The sequence below is a fragment of the Acinetobacter sp. V89_7 genome, from assembly GCF_029967895.1.
In the GTDB taxonomy this organism is placed as follows: domain Bacteria; phylum Pseudomonadota; class Gammaproteobacteria; order Pseudomonadales; family Moraxellaceae; genus Acinetobacter; species Acinetobacter soli.
Window position 1 is genome coordinate 1 of the sequence record NZ_JASCAJ010000003.1, and the last position, 13,774, is coordinate 13,774.

Below are 13,774 nucleotides of genomic sequence, written 5' to 3' on the forward strand. Positions count from 1 at the left end.
TGGCAGGGGCGGCTGGATTCGAACCAACGGATGGCGAGATCAAAACCCGCTGCCTTACCACTTGGCGACGCCCCTAAATATCATTCTTTTACAAACATAAAGGAGATTGTTTTAACCCGTGAACCACATAAGCTTTACATGGGGCATGAGTAACAATTTCGTTCACATTCATATCGGAAGTGACCTCAGTAAAAACACAGGCACCTGTTCCTGTAAGCTGTGCAGAACCGAACTGATCGAGATACTGCATCGCTTCTTCTACTTCTGGATATAGGCTTCTAGCAAGTGCTTCAAAGTTATTTCCAAAATCAGAAGGCTTCATCTGATAGGCGCAAAATGTAGTGCGCTTAGAATCTCTTGTCAATGTTTTTTGCGAAAAAAGCAGTTGAGTGCTGATAAAACAGTCAGGTTTTAAAACAATGTATTGTTTTTGATCTAAATCTACAAAAGTAAGCTTTTCTCCGACTCCTTCGGCCCATGCATTTTTTCCATAAACAAAAATCGGGACATCTGCACCCAGACTTAAACCTAAATCTGCCAATTGATCAATTGTTAGGCTGCATTCCCAAAGGCTATTGAGTACCCGTAAGGTGGTGGCTGCATTGGATGATCCGCCACCTAGCCCTGCACCCATGGGAATATTTTTTTCTATCAAGATGTGTAAGCCACAGTATTTTGTTGCATATGGTTTGAGCAATTGTGCGGCCCGGTAGATTAAATTTTGTGTCAGATCGACCTGCGCAATTCCCTCAATTTCAATTTCATGCTTGTCGTTTAATGGCGTAAAGGTGAGCCAATCATACAAATCAATCAGTTGAAAAATGCTTTGCAATTCATGATAGCCGTCGCTGCGACGGCCCGTGATATGTAAAAACAGATTCAGTTTTGCAGGTGAAGGAACGCGCATCATAAGGGGATTTGACTTAACGATTTTGAATAAGCATTGTAATACGATTTTCCTGATTATCGGCAAGCGCTTGCTTTAAAATCAGTTTGCTGGGAAGTTTTTGTTGATCGTTATAACTCAATGACACATCCCAACCATCTTCAACAATATTGGTTACACGGCCATTTTGATCTTGTGTCGTTTTTGCAGACATTGTGGCAGGTCTAGCTTGTACCCAGTTCACCAAATGCGTAATCGGAGCTTGCCAGCCAGTTGCACGCTGTAACAGCTCTTCAGGCGTTTGTGCAGTAATCAAGCCAGTTTTGGCGCTGTTTAAGCTCACTTGTCCGGGTTTGCCTGTAATTTGAGTTTTACCAACCCCTAAAATACCGCTGAGCTCAATATCAAATTGATCTTGATGCTGAGACCAAGTAAAAAAGGCACTGCCAGACTGTTTTGGTGTGCGAACGCCAATTTTACCTTGTAAATCAAATTCATTAAGCTGTTCAGTTTGATTCTGAGTAGCCGGTGATTGCGTTTTGACGATATGCTGACAACCGGTAAAAAATAACGCACTCGAGCAGCATAGGGCAAGGGAAAGACGAGATGTGGTAAGCATAAATTAACTCTTTTTAGTTGCTGTCGGTAAAATTAGCGCATCGAGTTGCTTTAATTGTGGATCATTTGCATTTTTTTCTTTGAGCTGTTGTAACACTTGGCTAAATTCGGTCAGATTGCCTTGCATGTATAGGGCTTTGGCCAGCCGTACACCAATATTCACATTCTGGCTTATTGCATACGCCTTGCCTAGAGAGTCAATCGCTGCATTGAAATCATTTTGCAAAAAGGCGATATATCCCAAGGTATCTAAAATTGAGGCTTGTTCGGGGGCATATTCAAGGGCGAGTTGAGCATACTGACGAGCTTCATCTAAGCGTCGGTTCTGTAACGCCAGTGTATAAGCATAAGCATTCAGATAGGTCGGGCTATTTGGCTCGATGAGCAGCAACTGTTTTAATGTGCGGTCCAGCTTGTCGCGATCTGAGAAAGGATCCAGCATCAGCACTTCGGCATAGATCAGTTCAGGATCATCCGAAATATTTTTAATGGCTTCATCGAGCAAGCGCAATGCGGCTTTCTTGTTGCCCATTTTCTTTAAAATTTCGGCCTGTGCCTGATATAAAAAACTAGCATGCTGCGGATAATTGACCCGCTCTTGGGTTAAAAAACGTAAGGCATCGTTTAGATTGCCCTGTTTTTCAAAAATCGACACCAGATTACGCCTAGACACCACATACAAGCTGCCATCGACCAAACGATAATACGCTTTTGCTGTTTCAAAGTGCTGCTTGCGCTCTGCATTGACGGCCAAATAATAATAGGCGTCATTTTGATATTTTGCAGAGTAACGTAAATCGACCAGATATTGCTCGGCTTTCTCGTAATATTTTAAATCGATACTGGTAAGGCCGGCAATAAACTTGGCATCTTCATTGTCAGGCCACATTTTGATAATGTCTTCGAGCTTTTTTAGCGCCAGTTGTGGCTCACTATGACGAATAAGAAAGCGCGCTTCAGCCAGTCGAACATCTAGGTTGTCTCGATGACGACGACTGGATTTTGCCAGCCATTTTTGTGTTTCTTCAATTTCGCCTAGGCTGGTCAGCAAATTGGCTTTCATTAAAATAAAGCCCGTGACCTTCGGACGCTTTTTTAGGGCCTTGTTGGTGTTGTTAAGCGCATCCTCTAAATGCCCATTTTGTGCCTCAAAGCCTGCAATCATGACCAAAATCGAAGGGTTTTCTTTCTCTTTACTGGTTTTGAGTGTAGCCAATAAATTTTCCCGATCTTCTTTGGATTCGGGTGCAATACCGGCAAGAATTTGTTCCAGATCGGCATTGGGGTCGATGGTTAAAATTTTATCCAGTGTATTGGCAGCCAGCTTGTATTCATGCGCACGCAGCGCAATATGGGCCAGATAAAAGAGTGCAGGCACATCTTCAGGCTCTTGAACCACCCAGTGCGTTGCAATATCCAGAGCGGCTTTTAAATCGTTGTATTCGAGTGCAATATCGAGTGCACGCTGTTTAATGGTGGTTGAATTACTTTTTATTGCGAGTACAGTGTAGTTATGAATGGCGGTTGGAATATCATCATAAGCCAAGGCAAATTCGGCAATCATGCTTTGTTTAAGCGCATCGGTATTTAATGCGGCTGGATGAAATTCATCCACAGCTTGTCCATGTGCTGTCGAAGCCATGCTACCGAGCAACAAGAATGTGGTAGAATATTGTCTAATGGATGTACCGTTTAACCGGTTATTCATTTGTCGCAATTTTTAGTAATCCAAGTAATGCTTTTTATGACACCGATATTGCACAATAGCATAAATTTAGCGAAATGATGATCTGATATGTCTTTCTTTGCATTGGGTGTCAACCATCAAACAGCTTCAGTCGAGTTGAGAGAACAAGTCGCGTTTAACGCAGAACGTTTACGCGATTTGTTGGCTCAACAGCATCGTCATGCCGATTTAAACGATATGGTTGTGGTGTCTACCTGCAATCGTACCGAAGTCTATGCCATGACTGAGCATGCCGATCTGATCTTGAACTGGTTGGCCGAGACCAATGGTATTGAGATAAAACAGTTACTTCATCATGTTTATCGTTACCAAGATGCGCAGGCGGTCACACATTTAATGCGTGTAGCCAGTGGACTCGATTCGCTTATGTTGGGCGAGCCTCAAATTTTGGGGCAAGTCAAAAGTGCATTGGCTTTGTCTAAAGACGCACAAACCGTTTCTTCCGACTTAAACCGCATTTTTGAATACGCATTTTATGCAGCCAAGCGTGTTCGCTCCGAAACAGCAGTCGGTAGCCATGCTGTATCGATGGGTTATGCGGTTGCGCAATTGGCCTTACAGGTGTTTAGTCAACCAGAAAAGCTTACCGTCATGATGGTTGCTGCTGGTGAAATGAACACTTTGGTGGCCAAACATCTGGCCGAAATGGGTGTAGCAAAGGTCATCATCTGTAACCGTAGTCAAGCGCGGGCAGAGCAGTTATCGCAAGAAATTGCCCATCAGGTAGAAGTCGAGATCATTGCATTTGATCAACTGGCCGACAATTTGCACCGTGCTGATGTGGTGTCGAGTTGTACCGGAAGTTTACATCAGGTCATTTTTTATCAAGATATTAAGGCTGCACTCAAAAAGCGTCGCTATAACCAGATGCTACTGGTCGATTTGGCTGTTCCGCGCGATATCGATCCGAAAGTCGAAACGCTAGACGGCGTATATCTGTATGGTGTAGATGACTTACAAAGCGTAATTGATGAAAATTTGGCGCAGCGACGTCAGGCGGCAGTTGAAGCCGAAGTCATGGTGAGTCAACTGGCCAGTCAATTGCTCACCCAGCAAAAAATTCTGCAAGCAGGCAGTACAATTCATGCTTATCGTGTGCACAGTGAGCAGCAACAGCAGCTTGAGTTAGGCAAAGCCTTAGCTGCTTTGCAAAAAGGCCAAGCACCAGAAGAAGTGATGACGCAACTGGCGCATCGTTTGACTCAAAAGCTCATGCACCCGACATCGATCTTACTGCGCGAAGCGGCACAACATGAACATCCAGACTATTTTGAGTGGATGAAAAATCAGCTCAATGATGTATTTGAGCATGAGCGCAAGCCCAAAAATACAGCAGACTAAGTATCCTTAAGACAATAAGCGTAAACTGATTTGCTTGGTCAATTCGTTTAGTTGCTGACGCAAATTACGCGATTCGATGAGCGAAATAGGCGTTTTGAGTTTCGTTCTTAAATATTTTTCTTGTAAACCCAGTGCATATTCTTTGGCCAGTTTGTCGGCAGTTTCTGGTGCATGCATCAGATTTTGAAGGTTCGTTCGCTCCAAAATATCTGCAATTTCATGTCGATATAAATTACATGCGCCCAAAATATAATAGGTCGCGAGCTCTTGGTCGTCTGGCAACTCTTCAAAAACACGATCCAGTACCGATAAAATCTTGGCCAGAAGTTGATCTGGCGCGATCACGGCGCGTAAGGCCTCAAAATGAATATACAGATATGGATGTTGAATCAGCAGTGCAATCGCCAAGTCTTCATCTTTGGTCTGAATATTAAAGGATAACGATGCATCATGACTGACTTGCGGAGTAAACTTGCGCCCCAGTCCTAACTTTTCTCGAAACGACTGCGTTAACAAATAACGATATGACCCTTGTTTAGGCAATAAATCGGTCAGCTCGCGGAGTTCTCCCATGACCTGACTTTTTCCTTCAGGCGTTGAAATATCGTGCTGCTGAGTGAGGTGTGCAAAAATGAAATCGGACAGTAATGGCGCCTGCTCAAGCAAGCGTTGAAAATGCTCGAGTCCTTCACGCCGAATGAGTGAGTCTGGGTCATGTTCTTTGGGTAATACAAAAAACTTGAGTTCCCGCCCATCATTTAAAGAGGGCAATGCAATTTCCAAGGTTCGACGTGCGGCTTTTTGACCGGCCGCATCGCCATCGAAAGCCACGGTAATGCGCGAGTTTTGCTTAAATAGCGTATTCAGGTGATCGACATTACTGGCCGTGCCTAACGTTGCTACGGCTCCATATACGCCATACTGCTGCAACGCAATGACATCCATATAGCCTTCAACCATCAGCCAGTCTCTGGCTTTAAGCTTGCGCCCTTCATACAGTCCGTAAAGCAGCTGATTTTTATGAAAGACATCCGAATCGGGGGAATTGATGTATTTGGGTTTGATTTCGTCGTTGAGTGCGCGGCCACCAAAGCCCACCACACGACCTTTATGATCACGAATCGGAAAAATAACCCGTTCACGCAGGAGATCAAAGTCACGCCCACTGTCGCTAGAACGAATCAGCCCGACTTGCTTTAAGCCTTCTACGTCGTAAGGAAAGGCTTTTTCCAAATGCTGCCAGTCTTCGGGAGCATAGCCCAAACGCCAAAACTGAATCGTTTCTGCAGTGAGTCCACGCTGTTTAAAATATTGCTGGGCTTTAATGCTATTTGGAAGTTGTCGTTCATAAAATTGCGCCACGTTTTCCAGCAAATCATATAAATTGCCTTCTTGTGGAATATCATCATCAAAAGATTGATAATTTTGTTCAAACTGCGCAAATGGATCATCCATAAACACTGGCGCTTCGAGTGCCTGTGATGCATCGGATGTTTCATTTGAGTTCGTCTCTGGTATCGACGTTTGAGCTGGTACTGGTGCGATTGGCTGCGGTTTTTGTGTAGCGCGTTTATAAGAGAGTTTCTTGCTTTCAAAATTGTCTTTAGGGAGTTCTACGCCCGATTTGCTCGATAGCTCTTGCATGACATCGATAAAGTTGCGCCCGTCGATGTCCATTAAAAAACGAATTGCATTACCGTTGGCCTGACAACCAAAGCAATGGTAATAGCCCTTGTCACGATAAACATGAAAAGAAGGAGTTTTTTCTTGGTGGAATGGACAGCAACCAGAGTAGGAGCGCCCTGACTTTTTGAGTTTTACGCGTTGGCCAATCAATTCTACCAGATCGGTTCGGTCTAGAATTTGATCAATGGTATGTTGAGGAATGGCCATAACAGAAAGAATCCCGAGCACATGCAAAAAAGCTTCAATTAAATAGTTTAGCTGAAGCAAACAAAAAAAAGAATTTTGATCGTAAGTAAAAATGAAAGGGCAAGTCCATGCTTGCCCTTTTCAATGTGCTTTTAACCAGCCGATACGTTATTTTGCAGCATCTGCTTCAGTTGTACTTGGTACGGCTTGTGTCGCTTGTGCTGGTGGTTTTGGCATCTCGGTAGTACTGGTATCGACGGTTTTTTGCTTGTCGAGTAAACCCAAGCTTAAACGGTTGGTCCAGCTCCGTTTTTCTGTGCTTTCTACGTTGCTTGAAGTGGTTTCTGCGTTTGCATTGGCTTTGGCTTCACGACCAAAAATACCCAATGTTGCGCGGTTAACCCAGCTCGCATCATGACGAGATGCCGCAAGATCTACTGTTCCGTTCGCACGAACCAAGTTCGGGTAGTTCAGTTTTAACAGATTAACGTACTGTTCTGAGGTGGCTTTATCGCCAATTTCATTGTAGGCATAAGCCAGAGTAGCCAAAGCTTCAGGTGTTTGAGGTGTTTGAGGATAATGCTCTACCACCCACTGCGCACGATCAATGGCTGCAATCCAGGCTTTACGTTTAATATTAAAACGTGCCACATTCATTTCGCTTTCAGCCAGCTCTTGCCCGATAAACTTCATGCGCTGTGCTGCATCGACCGAATATTGACTACTTGGGAAACGGCGAATTAAATCGACAAAGTTTTGATAAGCCAACTTCATGTAGCTGGTGTCACGGTGTGACTGCTGTAAAGAAGTATAGCGCATCAAGCTGTCGTAGTTTAATTCCATGTTGGCAACGCCACGAATATAGTACGCATAATCCACGTTTGGATGCTGTGGATTCAGGCGAATAAATCGATCGGCTTGCGTGACCACGGTTTCAAATTCTTTTTGCTGGAATTTTACATACAGAAGATCGAGTTGTGCTTGTGCCGAAGATTGACCTGTTGGATAGTAGGTATCAATTGCTTCTAATGATTTTGCCGCTTCAGAATATTGACCGCGATCAAGCGCTTGCTGCGCTTTTTGCATGTAAATTTGTTCACTTGACTGAGGGCCTGTATCGACTACTTCTTTTTTGGGATTACTGCTACAGCCCACCATTGCAGCCGCTACGCCAAGAGAAAGGGCAAGCATGGTAATCTTATAATTTGGTAGCGACATAAAAACTCCTCTGTTTAATACGGGCAATGAGCTACAATTGCGCTATTAAATCACTTTTATCTGAAAGAGCAAATGACTTCAGCACAATCTTCGAATCCTAATCTCTCCGAAACAGACTTCAACTTACTCGAAGATTCTGAGGATGCAGATAACCATACTTCTGAGCCAACTGCAACACGTTTATCGTTGCAAGTTCAACTTGATCTTGAATACTTGGGTCAACGTATTGATCAAGTGGCGGCATCGGTGTGGAGTGACTTTTCACGCGAGAAATTAAAACAGTGGATGAAAGACGGTCACTTGTTGGTAAATGGTGAAATTGTAAAGCCCAAATATCGCTGTGAAGGCAATGAACTACTAACTTTGAATGTAGAGCTTGAGGCACAGACCACCAGTAAGCCTGAAGACATTCCGCTGGAAATTGTTTATGAAGACAATGATATTCTGGTCATCAACAAGCCTGCCGGAATGGTGGTGCATCCGGGTGCGGGCAATCATACGGGAACTTTGGTAAACGCGCTCTTGTATCATTATCCAAAAGCAGCCGAGCTCACCCGTGCCGGATTGGTACATCGAATCGATAAAGACACCAGTGGCCTTTTGGTGGTGGCTAAAAATCTTGAATCACAATTTTCTTTGAGCAAACAATTGGCAGATAAATCGGTATATCGAATTTATGACCTGATTGTATACGGCAATATTGTGGCGGGTGGCACTATTGATGAGCCGATTAAACGCCATCCGGTGGATCGTATCAAAATGACCATCTTACCTGGTGGTCGCGATGCCGTAACACACTATAATGTTAAAGAACGTTTTCAGCATTTCACGCGTATTCAGGCGCAGCTTGAAACAGGCCGAACGCATCAGATTCGCGTGCACTTTAGCTACATTGGGCATGGTTTAGTTGGCGATCCGGTGTATATGAGTCGTGTACGCGTACCGGCAGGAGCCAGCGAGCGCTTAAATATCACTTTGCGTACGTTTAAACGCCAAGCGTTGCATGCAGCCAAATTGGGGCTGGTACATCCAAAAACTCAACAGGAAATGATGTTTGAAGCGCCATGGCCAGAGGATTTCACCCATCTGGTTGAGGTATTACGTCAAGACAACGCTGCTTATTAATCCAAAATTACAGGATCGTCGCATGGACTTTGTAGAAGGTTTACCCGCTGGAGTATATGTGGGGCAGACCACCCTCATGCATCCTCAAGCGAAGTCGAGTTTGACTCCCGAGCTTGAGGGCTTTAATTTGGCCTTGCATGTTCACGATGATCCGTATCGTGTGCAGCAGCACCGAATGAGCCTACTGAATGAGTTAAGCGCTTATGGCGTGAAGCAACTGACGTGGATGACCCAAACCCACAGTACGATTTGTCATACTGTCAATCAAGCACTTAGTTTTGATGCATTAACTGGCGATGCACTGATTACCCAAAGCAAGGCACAGGCGCTCATGATCATGACCGCAGACTGTCTGCCTGTGGTATTGGTGAATCGTGCGGGGACTGAGGTGGCTAATTTGCATGCCGGCTGGCGTGGTCTTGCAGATGGTATTATTGAAAATACCATCGAGTCGATGCAAAGTGGCCCTGCCTATGCATGGTTAGGTGCAGCCATCAGTCAGCCGTGCTTTGAGGTCGGTTCAGAAGTACAGCAGACCTTTTGTGCCAAATACCCCGATCTCGTCACCGCGTTTGAAGAAGGTAAACAGCCCGGTAAATTTCAAGCCGATTTGTATGCAATTGCACGCTATATTTTGCAGCAATCTGGTGTAGAAACGATTTTGGGTGGCAATCAATGTTCGTATCGTCAAGCGCAGCATTACTTTTCGCATCGGCGAGATCCGAAAACCGGGCGTATGGCGACATTCGTGTTCATGCAGTAAAACTGCTAAACTTTCATTAACTTGGTGATTAAAGCATCTTATGTCGCAGATCAGAAAATCTCTCTCAATCGTTTATCATAGTCCTTATGGTCATACAGCTAAGGTCGCGGCATATATTGCACAAGGTGCCAAAAAAATGGGCATTGAAGTACATCTGATGCCGATTGAGCATATCGACTGGGATTTACTTGATGCCTCGCAAGGAATTATCTTTGGCTCACCCACTTATATGGGAAGTGTTTCGGCAGATTTTAAAAGGTTTATGGACAGTAGCTCCAAACGTTGGAGAGACCGGATCTGGCAAGGTAAACTCGCCGCAGGTTTTGCCAATTCTGGCGGCTTAAGCGGTGATAAGCTCTCGGTGCTACAACAGATTCATCTGTTTGCCATGCAGCACGGCATGTTGTGGTCGGGTTTACCTTTGATGAGCACCGGGCACAACCAAGATGATTTAAACCGTCTGGCCAGCAGTTTAGGGCTTATGACCCAGTCCGATAATGCGCCTGTAGACATTACGCCGCCACAAGGTGATTTAGACACTGCCATCTGGTTTGGTGAGTATATTGGTGGATTATTGTATCGTTTGCACTGAGTCCAGAGCTAAAAAAAGCCTCAATTGAGGCTTTTTTTATTTGTGCATTAAACGTGCTTTGTCACGTTGCCAGTCACGATCTTTTTCTGTGGCACGCTTGTCATGTAATTGCTTACCTTTCACCAGCGCAATTTCAAGTTTGACCAAGTGGCCTTTCCAGTAACAGGCGAGGGGAACGCACGAATAACCTTTTTGATTGACAGCACCCATGAGTTGATCAATTTGACGCCGTGACAGTAACAGTTTACGCGTACGTGTCGCTTCGGGAACAACATGGCTGGATGCGGTTAAAAGAGGCTGAATTTGGGCACCAAACAGATAGGCTTCACCATTTTTAAAGATGATATAGCTTTCCGTCAGGCTCATACGACCTGCGCGCAAGGATTTCACTTCCCAGCCTTGCAAAGACATACCCGCTTCAAATTTTTCTTCAATAAAATAATCGTGACGCGCGCGTTTATTTTGCGCAATGGTCCCGCCATTATTTTTTTTAACTACTACTGCTTTCGCCATAATCTTAAAATTCCAAAGTTATGCCTATTGTGCCCTAAACCGCGACTGAGGTGAAGTTTTTTCATTTTAATGGAGTGACTTCGCTATGAAATCAAGATTTGCTAGAATTAAGACTTACAAAATAAACTAGAGTAAAAACGGATGTCTAAAACACGTGTAATCTATCCAGGCACATTTGATCCTATCACCAATGGTCATGTAGATTTAGTCACCCGTGCATCCCGAATGTTTGATGAAGTCGTGGTCGCAATTGCGATTGGACACCATAAAAAACCACTTTTTAGTCTTGATGAGCGTGTACGTTTAGCCAAATCCTCTCTGAGTCATCTACATAATGTAGAATTTGTTGGCTTTGATGGATTACTGGTCAACTTTTTTCGTGAGCAAAACGCTACTGCGGTATTACGAGGTTTGCGTGCTGTTTCAGATTTTGAGTACGAATTTCAGTTGGCCAACATGAACCGACAGCTTGATCATCATTTTGAAGCGGTATTTTTAACGCCTTCAGAACAATACTCGTTTATTTCATCGACTCTGGTGCGTGAAATTGCTCGCCTACGAGGCGATGTCGCCAAGTTTGTGCCTCAGGCTGTGGTTGAGGCATTTGAACAAAAACATCAGCAAGGTTGGTAACGTGTCACTTTTTATCACCGAAGAATGCATCAATTGTGATGTCTGTGAGCCGGTTTGCCCCAACGAGGCAATCTATATGGGTGAATTGATTTATGAGATTCATCCCGATTTATGTACCGAATGCGTTGGACATTTTGATCAGCCGCAGTGTCAGCTTTTTTGTCCTGTCGATTGTATTCCAAAAGATCCGAATCATGTCGAGACACAAGATCAGCTCATGCAGAAGTATCAAAAACTAATTGATCAAAAAAGCACAAGCAATTAAATCAAATCTTTGATACTATGCGCACACGAAGTGGACTGGACGGTCGCTGCTGTGGAGGTCTTCGTGACTGAAACAGGGGAGGAAAGTCCGGGCTTCATAGGGCAGGGTGCCAGGTAACGCCTGGGCGGCGCAAGCCGACGGAAAGTGCAGCAGAGAGTAGACCGCCTCATTCGTGAGGTAAGGGTGAAAGGGTGCGGTAAGAGCGCACCGCGTGTCTGGTAACAGTTCACGGCATGGTAAACCCCACCAGAAGCAAGACCAAATAGGAATCCTGAGGTACGGCCCGTACTGGATTCGGGTAGGTCGCTTGAGCGTATGAGTGATTGTACGCCTAGAGGAATGATCGTCCTCGACAGAACCCGGCTTACAGGTCCACTTCACCAAATTTTATGTAAATTATGCTTGACGTATCTTGAATTAATGAAGATAATGCGCGCACAGTTTTCGGCTATGTAGCTCAGTTGGTTAGAGCACCGCACTCATAATGCGGGGGTCACAGGTTCAAGTCCCGTCATAGCCACCATTTTATAGACCATGCTCCTGCATGGTCTTTTTTTTGCTTATTGTTTTTGAATCGTAGCATTATCCTTTTTAGATATTCAGATCTGATGCACCATCGTGCGGTTGTTGATGAACGCATAAAATGTTAGGGTATCTACAAAATTGTCATAAATTTGTACGATTTAGCATGATTTGAGTGTTTGGTGAACAGCTGAAAACAAAATCTATTGACGGCCAAGAAGGTTCTATAGATAATGCGCTCACAGTTTACGGCTATGTAGCTCAGTTGGTTAGAGCACCGCACTCATAATGCGGGGGTCACAGGTTCAAGTCCCGTCATAGCCACCATTTTCAAAGATCATGTACATTACGTGATCTTTTTTTTTATCTATCTTTTTTAGATTTTTATTTCACACTCAAGTTCACTGTTTTAGTTTTCTAATTCCAACCGAACTTATGCATTTTCATCACCCACTCAAAAGGATGTTATGGCATGAATAAGTCATTATTACTACTCACAACAACAATTGCATTTACTCCAGTGGTATATGCACAAGATCTAAGCTGGGGCGATCCAAAGGCCGAAGCGGGGCAAGTGAAAGTGTCTGGTGCTATCCGTACGCGCTATCTGAGCAAAGATTTTCAAGATGAAGCCAATGAGGGTTCAAATAACAACTGGCGTCTTGCAGATATCAAGCTCAATTTAAACTATGAAAATCCTAAATGGCTGGCAGCACTCGATGCGCGTTGCTATGAATACGATGAACTTTGTGATGCTGTTTTTTTGAGTGATGCGTGGGTCGGATACAAGATTTCAGATCAGCAACGGGTGAGCGTTGGATTGCAACCTGTTGAGTTTGGCTTCGGACGCTTCTGGGGCAGCAGTTATTACGAAACCCTCATGAATACAGTCGGTTTTGAGGATATTTCAGCGCTTGGGCTACGTTATCAAATCAACCAGAATGATTACAGTTTAAGTTTGGGTTTTTATCCAACAGATGGTGGAAATTATAAGGGGACGTCAAAAGATTCAAGCCGCTACAGCCCGGCATTTGTCGAGGCAGATGATTTAACAACGGGAACGTATTTAAAAGAAAGAAATATCTGGATTGGTCGGTTATCTAAAAAATTTGAGGTAACGCCGATTGATGGACTGAGTACCGAGATTGGTACTTCATTCTGGCATTCTGAACTGAAAAACAAAAAAAACGGTCAAGACGGCTCACGTAACAGTTGGAATGTCTTTACACAGACGCAGTACAATGCTTGGCAGTGGATGTTACTTGCCGGATCACAATCCATTCAAAACCGCGACACTGAGTTTCCTGACTTTTCAACCTTGGGTGCTTTTGATTTTCCTTATCAGGTGGCCAATAAGACCGACTATGTGGTCAATGAAATCAATTACAGTGTGGCAAAGCCCTTTTATGAGCTTAAGAATATTAAGCCATATTTCTCGTATAGTCGTTTATTTAAAGATCAGACGGGCTATGAAGACTCAGAACGTATCATTGCAGGTGTTGCATTTAACTACAAAAAGATTGGGATTCAAGGTGAATACATCTGGAGTAAAAATGATCCGATGGTCGGTGCCAGCAGTAATGGATTGGCACAGGGCGATGGCAATGGATGGGACCGCATGCTGTATTTAGCACTGGGTTATTATTTCTAAATGTAAAAGCCCAAATCGTTAGCTACGG

The 13,774-nt window shown here is 44.1% G+C and carries 13 protein-coding genes, 3 tRNA genes and 1 other RNA gene; 10 read left to right on the top strand and 7 right to left on the bottom strand.

Annotation, left to right across the window (positions count from 1 at the left end; genetic code table 11):
- The 4 genes from QLG00_RS00435 to QLG00_RS00450 all read right to left on the bottom strand — a co-directional run bounded on the left by QLG00_RS00435 (position 1) and on the right by QLG00_RS00450 (position 3,212).
- A tRNA-Gln gene (locus QLG00_RS00435) sits at positions 1-75 on the bottom strand.
- 13 nt (positions 76-88) lie between these two features.
- A complete protein-coding gene (gene ispE, locus QLG00_RS00440; RefSeq protein WP_025094366.1) occupies positions 89-910 on the bottom strand; it encodes a 4-(cytidine 5'-diphospho)-2-C-methyl-D-erythritol kinase in 822 nt (273 codons plus the stop codon).
- Between the two features lie 13 nt (positions 911-923).
- Entirely contained in the window at positions 924-1,505 is a 582-nt protein-coding gene (gene lolB / locus QLG00_RS00445; protein ID WP_282470336.1) for a lipoprotein insertase outer membrane protein LolB, read from the bottom strand.
- A gap of 3 nt (positions 1,506-1,508) precedes the next feature.
- Positions 1,509-3,212, bottom strand: a complete 1,704-nt coding sequence (locus QLG00_RS00450; RefSeq protein WP_004940993.1) for a tetratricopeptide repeat protein — start codon at positions 3,210-3,212, stop codon at positions 1,509-1,511.
- 87 nt (positions 3,213-3,299) lie between these two features.
- Between QLG00_RS00450 and hemA the strand changes: the two genes are divergently transcribed.
- The gene (gene hemA, locus QLG00_RS00455; protein ID WP_282470337.1) at positions 3,300-4,592 is read left to right on the top strand and encodes a glutamyl-tRNA reductase; all 1,293 of its coding nucleotides are present in this window, start codon (positions 3,300-3,302) and stop codon (positions 4,590-4,592) included.
- A 6-nt stretch (positions 4,593-4,598) separates the two neighbouring features.
- Here hemA and QLG00_RS00460 read toward each other — a convergent pair whose 3' ends face one another.
- A complete protein-coding gene (locus QLG00_RS00460; protein ID WP_282470338.1) occupies positions 4,599-6,485 on the bottom strand; it encodes a CHC2 zinc finger domain-containing protein in 1,887 nt (628 codons plus the stop codon).
- Positions 6,486-6,632: 147 nt separating this feature from the next.
- Entirely contained in the window at positions 6,633-7,682 is a 1,050-nt protein-coding gene (locus QLG00_RS00465; RefSeq protein WP_149931174.1) for an outer membrane protein assembly factor BamD, read from the bottom strand.
- A gap of 72 nt (positions 7,683-7,754) precedes the next feature.
- On the opposite strand from QLG00_RS00465, the gene rluD reads away from it, so the two are divergent.
- Genes rluD through QLG00_RS00480 form a run of 3 tightly spaced genes read left to right on the top strand, consistent with a single transcriptional unit; the run spans position 7,755 to position 10,162 of the window.
- On the top strand, positions 7,755-8,807 hold the full coding sequence (gene rluD / locus QLG00_RS00470) for a 23S rRNA pseudouridine(1911/1915/1917) synthase RluD (RefSeq protein ID WP_025094360.1): 1,053 nt from the start codon (positions 7,755-7,757) through the stop codon (positions 8,805-8,807).
- A 22-nt stretch (positions 8,808-8,829) separates the two neighbouring features.
- Complete coding sequence (gene pgeF / locus QLG00_RS00475) at positions 8,830-9,570, top strand: peptidoglycan editing factor PgeF (RefSeq protein ID WP_282470339.1); 741 nt, start codon at positions 8,830-8,832, stop codon at positions 9,568-9,570.
- Positions 9,571-9,610: 40 nt separating this feature from the next.
- A complete protein-coding gene (locus tag QLG00_RS00480; protein ID WP_004940973.1) occupies positions 9,611-10,162 on the top strand; it encodes a flavodoxin family protein in 552 nt (183 codons plus the stop codon).
- 36 nt (positions 10,163-10,198) lie between these two features.
- Here QLG00_RS00480 and smpB read toward each other — a convergent pair whose 3' ends face one another.
- Positions 10,199-10,675 carry an SsrA-binding protein SmpB gene (gene smpB, locus QLG00_RS00485; RefSeq protein WP_004940972.1) on the bottom strand — a complete coding sequence of 159 codons (477 nt, stop codon included), beginning with the start codon at positions 10,673-10,675 and terminating at the stop codon, positions 10,199-10,201.
- A 141-nt stretch (positions 10,676-10,816) separates the two neighbouring features.
- Between smpB and coaD the strand changes: the two genes are divergently transcribed.
- The 6 genes from coaD to QLG00_RS00515 all read left to right on the top strand — a co-directional run bounded on the left by coaD (position 10,817) and on the right by QLG00_RS00515 (position 13,746).
- Complete coding sequence (gene coaD / locus QLG00_RS00490) at positions 10,817-11,308, top strand: pantetheine-phosphate adenylyltransferase (RefSeq protein ID WP_004940969.1); 492 nt, start codon at positions 10,817-10,819, stop codon at positions 11,306-11,308.
- A gap of 1 nt (position 11,309) precedes the next feature.
- Positions 11,310-11,573, top strand: a complete 264-nt coding sequence (locus tag QLG00_RS00495; protein ID WP_025094358.1) for a YfhL family 4Fe-4S dicluster ferredoxin — start codon at positions 11,310-11,312, stop codon at positions 11,571-11,573.
- A 27-nt stretch (positions 11,574-11,600) separates the two neighbouring features.
- An RNA gene (gene rnpB / locus QLG00_RS00500) (RNase P RNA component class A) lies at positions 11,601-11,956 on the top strand.
- A 63-nt stretch (positions 11,957-12,019) separates the two neighbouring features.
- Positions 12,020-12,096 (top strand) — tRNA-Met (locus QLG00_RS00505).
- A gap of 249 nt (positions 12,097-12,345) precedes the next feature.
- A tRNA-Met gene (locus tag QLG00_RS00510) sits at positions 12,346-12,422 on the top strand.
- Between the two features lie 145 nt (positions 12,423-12,567).
- Positions 12,568-13,746 (top strand): porin, encoded by a 1,179-nt coding sequence (locus QLG00_RS00515; protein WP_250365378.1) that lies wholly within the window; start codon positions 12,568-12,570, stop codon positions 13,744-13,746.
- Positions 13,747-13,774: the final 28 nt, after the last annotated feature.

Coding starts and splice junctions, on each gene's coding strand:
- QLG00_RS00480 (WP_004940973.1), top strand. CDS start 9,611: ATGTCGCAGATCAGAAAATCTCTCTCAATCGTTTATCATAGTCCTTAT.
- ispE (WP_025094366.1), bottom strand. CDS start 910: ATGATGCGCGTTCCTTCACCTGCAAAACTGAATCTGTTTTTACATATC.
- coaD (WP_004940969.1), top strand. CDS start 10,817: ATGTCTAAAACACGTGTAATCTATCCAGGCACATTTGATCCTATCACC.
- QLG00_RS00515 (WP_250365378.1), top strand. CDS start 12,568: ATGAATAAGTCATTATTACTACTCACAACAACAATTGCATTTACTCCA.
- QLG00_RS00460 (WP_282470338.1), bottom strand. CDS start 6,485: ATGGCCATTCCTCAACATACCATTGATCAAATTCTAGACCGAACCGAT.
- QLG00_RS00465 (WP_149931174.1), bottom strand. CDS start 7,682: ATGTCGCTACCAAATTATAAGATTACCATGCTTGCCCTTTCTCTTGGC.
- lolB (WP_282470336.1), bottom strand. CDS start 1,505: ATGCTTACCACATCTCGTCTTTCCCTTGCCCTATGCTGCTCGAGTGCG.
- QLG00_RS00450 (WP_004940993.1), bottom strand. CDS start 3,212: ATGAATAACCGGTTAAACGGTACATCCATTAGACAATATTCTACCACA.
- hemA (WP_282470337.1), top strand. CDS start 3,300: ATGTCTTTCTTTGCATTGGGTGTCAACCATCAAACAGCTTCAGTCGAG.
- pgeF (WP_282470339.1), top strand. CDS start 8,830: ATGGACTTTGTAGAAGGTTTACCCGCTGGAGTATATGTGGGGCAGACC.
- rluD (WP_025094360.1), top strand. CDS start 7,755: ATGACTTCAGCACAATCTTCGAATCCTAATCTCTCCGAAACAGACTTC.
- smpB (WP_004940972.1), bottom strand. CDS start 10,675: ATGGCGAAAGCAGTAGTAGTTAAAAAAAATAATGGCGGGACCATTGCG.